5 protein-coding genes are annotated in these 5,713 nt (G+C 72.9%); 3 read left to right on the top strand and 2 right to left on the bottom strand.

The window, feature by feature from the left end:
• Together AOK23_RS42570 and AOK23_RS42565 are read right to left on the bottom strand one after the other, a co-directional pair.
• The coding region (locus AOK23_RS42570) for an aldehyde dehydrogenase family protein (RefSeq protein ID WP_157878330.1) at positions 1-937 on the bottom strand (937 nt) is incomplete at its 3' end.
• A 39-nt stretch (positions 938-976) separates the two neighbouring features.
• Positions 977-1,903, bottom strand: coding sequence for a proline dehydrogenase family protein (locus tag AOK23_RS42565; RefSeq protein WP_055717733.1), 927 nt, complete (start codon positions 1,901-1,903; stop codon positions 977-979).
• A gap of 128 nt (positions 1,904-2,031) precedes the next feature.
• On the opposite strand from AOK23_RS42565, the gene AOK23_RS42560 reads away from it, so the two are divergent.
• The 3 genes from AOK23_RS42560 to AOK23_RS42550 form a co-directional block, all read left to right on the top strand.
• Entirely contained in the window at positions 2,032-3,234 is a 1,203-nt protein-coding gene (locus tag AOK23_RS42560) for a PucR family transcriptional regulator (protein ID WP_055717732.1), read from the top strand.
• Positions 3,235-3,462: 228 nt separating this feature from the next.
• Positions 3,463-4,953: an ABC transporter substrate-binding protein gene (locus AOK23_RS42555; RefSeq protein WP_055717731.1), complete on the top strand. Its 1,491-nt coding sequence runs from the start codon at positions 3,463-3,465 to the stop codon at positions 4,951-4,953.
• Positions 4,950-5,713 (top strand): ABC transporter permease (locus AOK23_RS42550; RefSeq protein WP_157878329.1); only part of this gene is annotated, 764 nt, incomplete at its 3' end. The genes AOK23_RS42555 and AOK23_RS42550, both read left to right, overlap by 4 nt.

The raw sequence follows: 5,713 nt of genomic DNA, 5'->3' as shown, positions 1-5,713 counted from the left end.
CCTGTGGAAGACGGTCGGCGCTCGGGTGGGCGACGACGAAGTCCTTGCCGCCGGTCTCGCCGACCAGACGCGGGTAGGAGCGGTACTTCTCGATGTTGGCGCCGACCGTCTTCCACAGGTACTGGAACGTCCTGGTGGAGCCGGTGAAGTGGATGCCCGCGAGGTCGCGGTGCTCCAGGGCGACCTTCGAGACCTCGATGCCGTCCCCGGTGACGAGGTTGATGACGCCCTTCGGCAGCCCGGCCTCCTCCAGCAGCCGCATGAGCAGCACGGCGGCGTGCGTCTGGGTCGGGCTCGGCTTCCACACGACCACGTTGCCCATGAGGGCGGGCGCGGTCGGCAGGTTGCCGGCGATCGCCGTGAAGTTGAACGGGGTGATCGCGTAGACGAAGCCCTCCAGCGGGCGGTGGTCGAGGCGGTTCCAGACGCCCGGGGAGTTCGCCGGGGGCTGCTCGGCGAGCAGGTCGCGGGCGTACTTGACGTTGAAGCGCCAGAAGTCGACCAGCTCGCAGGGGGTGTCGATCTCGGCCTGCTGGGCGGTCTTGGACTGGCCGAGCATGGTGGAGGCGGCCATGGTCTCGCGCCAGGGGCCGGCGAGCAGGTCGGCGGCGCGCAGGATGATCGCGGCGCGGTCGTCGAAGGACATCGCGCGCCAGGCGGGGGCGGCGGCGAGGGCCGCGTCGATGGCGTCCCGCGCGTCCTGCTGGGTGGCGCCCGCGTAGGTGCCGAGGCGGGCCTTGTGGTTGTGGGGCTGGACGACGTCGAAGCGGTCGCCGCCGCCCATCCGCCGCTCGCCGCCGATGGTGCAGGGCAGGTCGATCGGGTTCTCGGCCAGCTCCTTCAGCCGGGCCTCCAGCCGGGCCCGCTCGGGTGAGCCGGGGGCGTAGCCGTGCACCGGCTCGTTGACGGGGGTGGGGACCTGGGTCACAGCGTCCATGGGTTCCGTAACTCCTTACTGAGCGGGCGGTTTTCGGGCTCAGCCCTTGCTGATCATCGAGCGGAGGAAGAAGCGCAGGTTGGCCGGCTTCTCCGCCAGGCGACGCATGAAGTAGCCGTACCAGTCGGTGCCGTAGGCGGTGTAGACCCGCATGCGGTGGCCCTCGGCGGCGAGCCGGTGGTGCTCGTCGGTGCGGATGCCGTACAGCATCTGGAACTCGTACTCGTCGAGCTTGCGCCCGGCGCGGTGGGCGAGTTCCTGGGCGATGGAGATGAGGCGGGGGTCGTGGGACCCGATCATCGGGTACCCCTCGCCGTCCATGAGGATCTTCAGGGTGCGGACGTACGCCTTGTCGATCTCGGTCTTCTGCTGGTGGGCGACGGAGGCGGGCTCCTTGTAGGCGCCCTTCACCAGGCGCACCCGGCTGCCGTTCGCGGCGAGGCGGCGGGCGTCGGCCTCGGTGCGGAAGAGGTAGGCCTGGATGACGCAGCCGGTCTGCGGGAAGTCCCGGCGCAGCTCCTCGTGGATGGCGAACATCGAGTCGAGGGTGGTGTGGTCCTCCGCGTCGAGCGTGACGGTCGTGCCGATCGCGGCGGCGGCCTCCACGACGGGGCGGACGTTCGCCAGGGCCAGCTCGTGGCCGCCCTCCAGCGCCTGGCCGAACAGGGACAGTTTCACCGACATCTCGGCGCGTTCGCCCAGCTCCAGTTCCCCGAGCCGGGCGATCAGCTCCAGGTAGGCGTCACGGGCGGCGGTGGCCTGCTCGGGACGGGTGATGTCCTCGCCGACGACGTCCATCGTCACTTCGAGGCCCGCGGCGGTGAGGTCCTCGACGACGGGGACGATGTCGTCGACGCCCTCCCCGGGGATGAAGCGGTCGACGACCTGCTTGGTCACGGGCGCGGCCGAGATCAGGCGTCGCATCCGGTCGCTGCGCGACGCGGCGAGAATCACGGGTCCCAGCACGGGGCACCTCCACAAACCAGCAGATAGAACCACCGTGAAACCTAAGGATCCCCCGGTTCGCCGACCATCGACAGGTGTCACGCATACGTGCCGCAGATCTCAGACAGATGTATGAAGGGCGCGGCGGGATGGGGGAGAATGCCCTCGTGACGCCGGACGCCGCATCGTTCCACCACGTGGGTGACTACCAGGAGCTCGTCGACGAGATCTCGGCGCTGCTCGGCGCCCCGGCGACGCTGGAGAACCGTGACTTCGAGCTGATCGCGTTCGGCGCGTACGACAGCGAGGGCGACCTCGATCCGTCGGTCCTGGACCCGGTCCGGACCCGCTCGATCCTGACCCGCCGCTCGACGGCGGCCGTGCGGGAGTGGTTCGAGGGCTTCGGCATCACCCGGGCGACCGCCCCCGTCCGCATCCCCCCGACCCCTGAGGCGGGCGTGCTGCGGGGCCGCGTCTGCCTCCCCGTACGCCACCGGGGTGTCGTCCTCGGCTACGTCTGGCTGCTGGACGGCGACCCTGGCCCCACCGACGCCCAGCTGTCCGCCGCCATGGCGGTCGCCTCCCGCATCGGCGCGCTCCTCGCGGACGAGGCGCAGGCGGGCGCCGACCTCACCCGGGAGCTGCGGGCGGTGCTCACGGCCGGGCCCGGCTGGGAGCGGGACATGGCGGTGGCGGAACTGCGCGCCGCCCTCGGCCCGCGCGGTGACGGCGTCCACACGGTGGTGTGCGTGGCCCCGTGGCCGTCGGCGGACCCGGACGACGCCCCGTCCTTCCGTACGGTGCCGGGGGCGACGGCGCTGTGCACGGTGCCGTGGGGGGCGGCCGGGCAGAGCCTCGCCCTGCTGGTGCGGCTGCGCTCGACGGACGTCCCGGCGCCCGCGCTCACGGCGGCCGGCCGGCTGCTGGAGCGGGCGGGCGCGCGGGCGGCGGCGGGGGTCGCGGGCGCCCGTACGGGGCTCGGCGAGCTGGGCACCGCGTGGCGGGAGGCGTCGGCGGCGGCCCGCGCGGCGCTGGCGGAGCCCCGCCTGGGCCCGGTCGCCGAGTGGCGTTCCATCGGCCCGTACCGCCTCCTGACGTCCCTGCCTTCGGACACCCCCCAGGACCCCGCCGTCAGGGCACTCCTCTCCCCCGCCCACCACGAACTGGCCCGCACCGCCGAGACGTTCCTCGACTGCGCGGGCCAGGCGGGCCGCACGGCGGCGGAGCTGGGCATCCACCGCCAGACCCTCTACTACCGCCTCTCCCGCGTCGAACAACTGACGGGCCTGGACCTGGACGACGGCGAGGACCGCCTGCTGCTGCACATGGCCCTGAAGGGGGCACGGCTGTGAGGGACTTGCGGGGTGAACGGGAGCGGTCGGGGGGCTGTTAGGGGCGGGCGTCATCGACGTCAGCCGTCCCCGTCCTGATCAGCCGGCCGCTGCGCAGCACCCGCCTCCATGAGTTGCTCGCGAAGTAGCCATGGCGGTGGCGCGAAACCGCGCTTCTGAAAATGATTGTCATCGTGCTACGGTCATCGCGCGTTCAACCTTTGACCACGCCTTTACTCGGAGTGTCCCGTGCGCGTCCCCGTCCGTCTTGTCCCCCTGACCGCGGTCACCGCGGCCTCCGCCCTGCTCACGGGCTGCTTCTCGTCGACGGGGGCCGACGGGGCCGCCGGTGGCGAGGGCAAGCGGATCCGGGTCGCGCACATGCTGCCGCCCCGCTCGGGCCTGTCGCCGCTGTCCGACGACGCGTTCAAGCTGTCGCGCTGGTCGACCGCCGAGACCCTGGTGAAGCTGAACCCGGAGGGCGACGCGAGGCCCGCGCTCGCCACCGAGTGGAAGCGGTCGGGCAAGAGCTGGACGTTCACGATCCGGGAGGGCGTGACCTTCCACGACGGCACGAAGCTCACCGGTGACGCCGTCGTCAACTCCCTCACCCGCGCGGCCACCGCCTCCCCCAAGCCGCGCATCCTCGACGGCGTGGAGCTGACCGCGAAGGCCGACGGCGACACCGTCACCGTCACCACCGCCGTGGAGGACCCCCTGGTCCCCCAGCGCCTCAGCTCGCCCCAGCTGTCGATCCTCGCCGCGAAGGCGTACCGGGGGAAGACGGTGAACCCGGTCGGCGCGGGCACCGGCCCCTTCGAACTGACGAAGGTCAACGGCACCTCCTCCGCCGCCCTCGACCGTTACGACGACTACTGGGGCGCCAAGGCCAAGGCACCCGGCATCGACGTGACGTTCGTACCGGACGGCACCGCCCGCGCCGCCGCCCTGCGGACCGGCGAGGCCGACATCGTCGAGGCGATCCCCGTCTCGCAGGCCGCCGTGCTCGACCAGGACCTGATCACCGAGGTCCCCATGCCGCGCACCAACACCCTCTACCTGAACACCGAGAAGGGCGTCTTCAAGGACGCCTCGCTGCGCGCCGCCGCCCGTGAGGCCGTCGACGCCGAGTCGATCGTGAAGGGCGTGTACGAGGGGCGCGCCGACGTGGCCGAGGGGCTGCTGGGGCCCGCGCTGCCCTGGGCCGCCGAACTGCGGTCGACGGTGAAGCGCGCCAAGGCCGGCGACCCGTCCGGCAGGTCGATCACCATCGGCACCTTCACCGACCGCGCCGAACTGCCCGAGGTCGCCGCCACGCTCCAGCAGCAGCTCCAGAAGGCCGGGTTCAAGGTGAAGCTCGACGTCCGCGAGTACGCCAACATCGAATCCGACGCGCTGGCGGGCGAGTTCGACGCGTTCATCCTCTCCCGGGCGACCGTCCTCGACTCCGGCGACCCGGCCGCGTACCTCTACAGCGACTTCGCCTCCGACGGCTCCTTCAACATCGCCCAGCTGGCGGACGACAAGGTCGACGCCGCCCTGAGGAAGGCGTCCGACACCGCCGCCGGCGACGCCCGCCGCAAGGCCGTCATCAAGGCCGAGGCCGCCGTCCTCGGCACCGACGCCGCCGTGCCGATGCTCCACGAGCGCGTCATCCAGGGCGACGCGGCCGGTGTCGTGGGCGCGGCGCACGACCCGCGGGAACGCGAGCTGGTCACCACCGCCACCTACGTCAAGTGAGGCAAACCGTACGGAAGTCGGTCGGCCCCGCGGGGCTGACCCGCTTCGTGTGCCTGCTCGCCGTCCTGGCCGCGGTGGGCCTGCTGCCCTGGCTCTCCGGCAGGGACCCGGCGCTGACCGTGCTGCGCGCCCGGTCCGCCGAACAGGAGGCGACCCCCGAGGCGCTGGCCGCGATCCGCGAGGACCTGGGCCTGGACGCCGGCCCCCTGTCCCTGCTGGGCCGGTGGGTGTCCGGGCTGCTGCGCGGCGACCTCGGCACGTCCTGGGTGTCCGGCACCGAGGTGCTCCCCTCGGTGGTCTCCGGCCTCCAGGTCTCCCTCGGCCTCATGGGCGCCGCCTTCGCCGTCGCCGTGCTGCTGGCCGGCGCGCTGGTCGCCCCGGTGCTCCTGCGGGACCGGGGGACGGCCGGTGCGTTCGCCGCGATGCTCGCCGCCGTCCCCGAGTTCCTGCTGGCCACGGTGGCGCTGCTGGTGTGCGGGGTGTGGCTGGGCCTGCTGCCGACCTCCGGCTGGGCGGGCCCCGCGTACCTGGTCCTGCCCGCGATCGCCCTCGGTGTCCCGGCGGGCGGTCTGCTCGGCCGGCTGGTCGCGGACGCGCTGCCCGCCGTGCTCGACGAACGCTGGGTGGAGCTGTGGCGGGGCGCGGGTGTCAGCCGGGCACGGGTCTCGGCGGCGGCGCTGCGGCGCGTCCTGCCGCCGCTGGTCCCCCAGTTCGGCATGGTCGCCGTCGGTCTGACCGGCGGCGCGGTCGCCGTGGAGAC

Origin of the sequence: Streptomyces torulosus, assembly GCF_001419765.1 — a bacterium.
In the GTDB taxonomy this organism is placed as follows: Bacteria; Actinomycetota; Actinomycetes; order Streptomycetales; family Streptomycetaceae; genus Streptomyces; species Streptomyces torulosus.
Note: the sequence above shows the minus strand (reverse complement) of the source record. Positions and strands in the feature narration are given on the sequence as shown.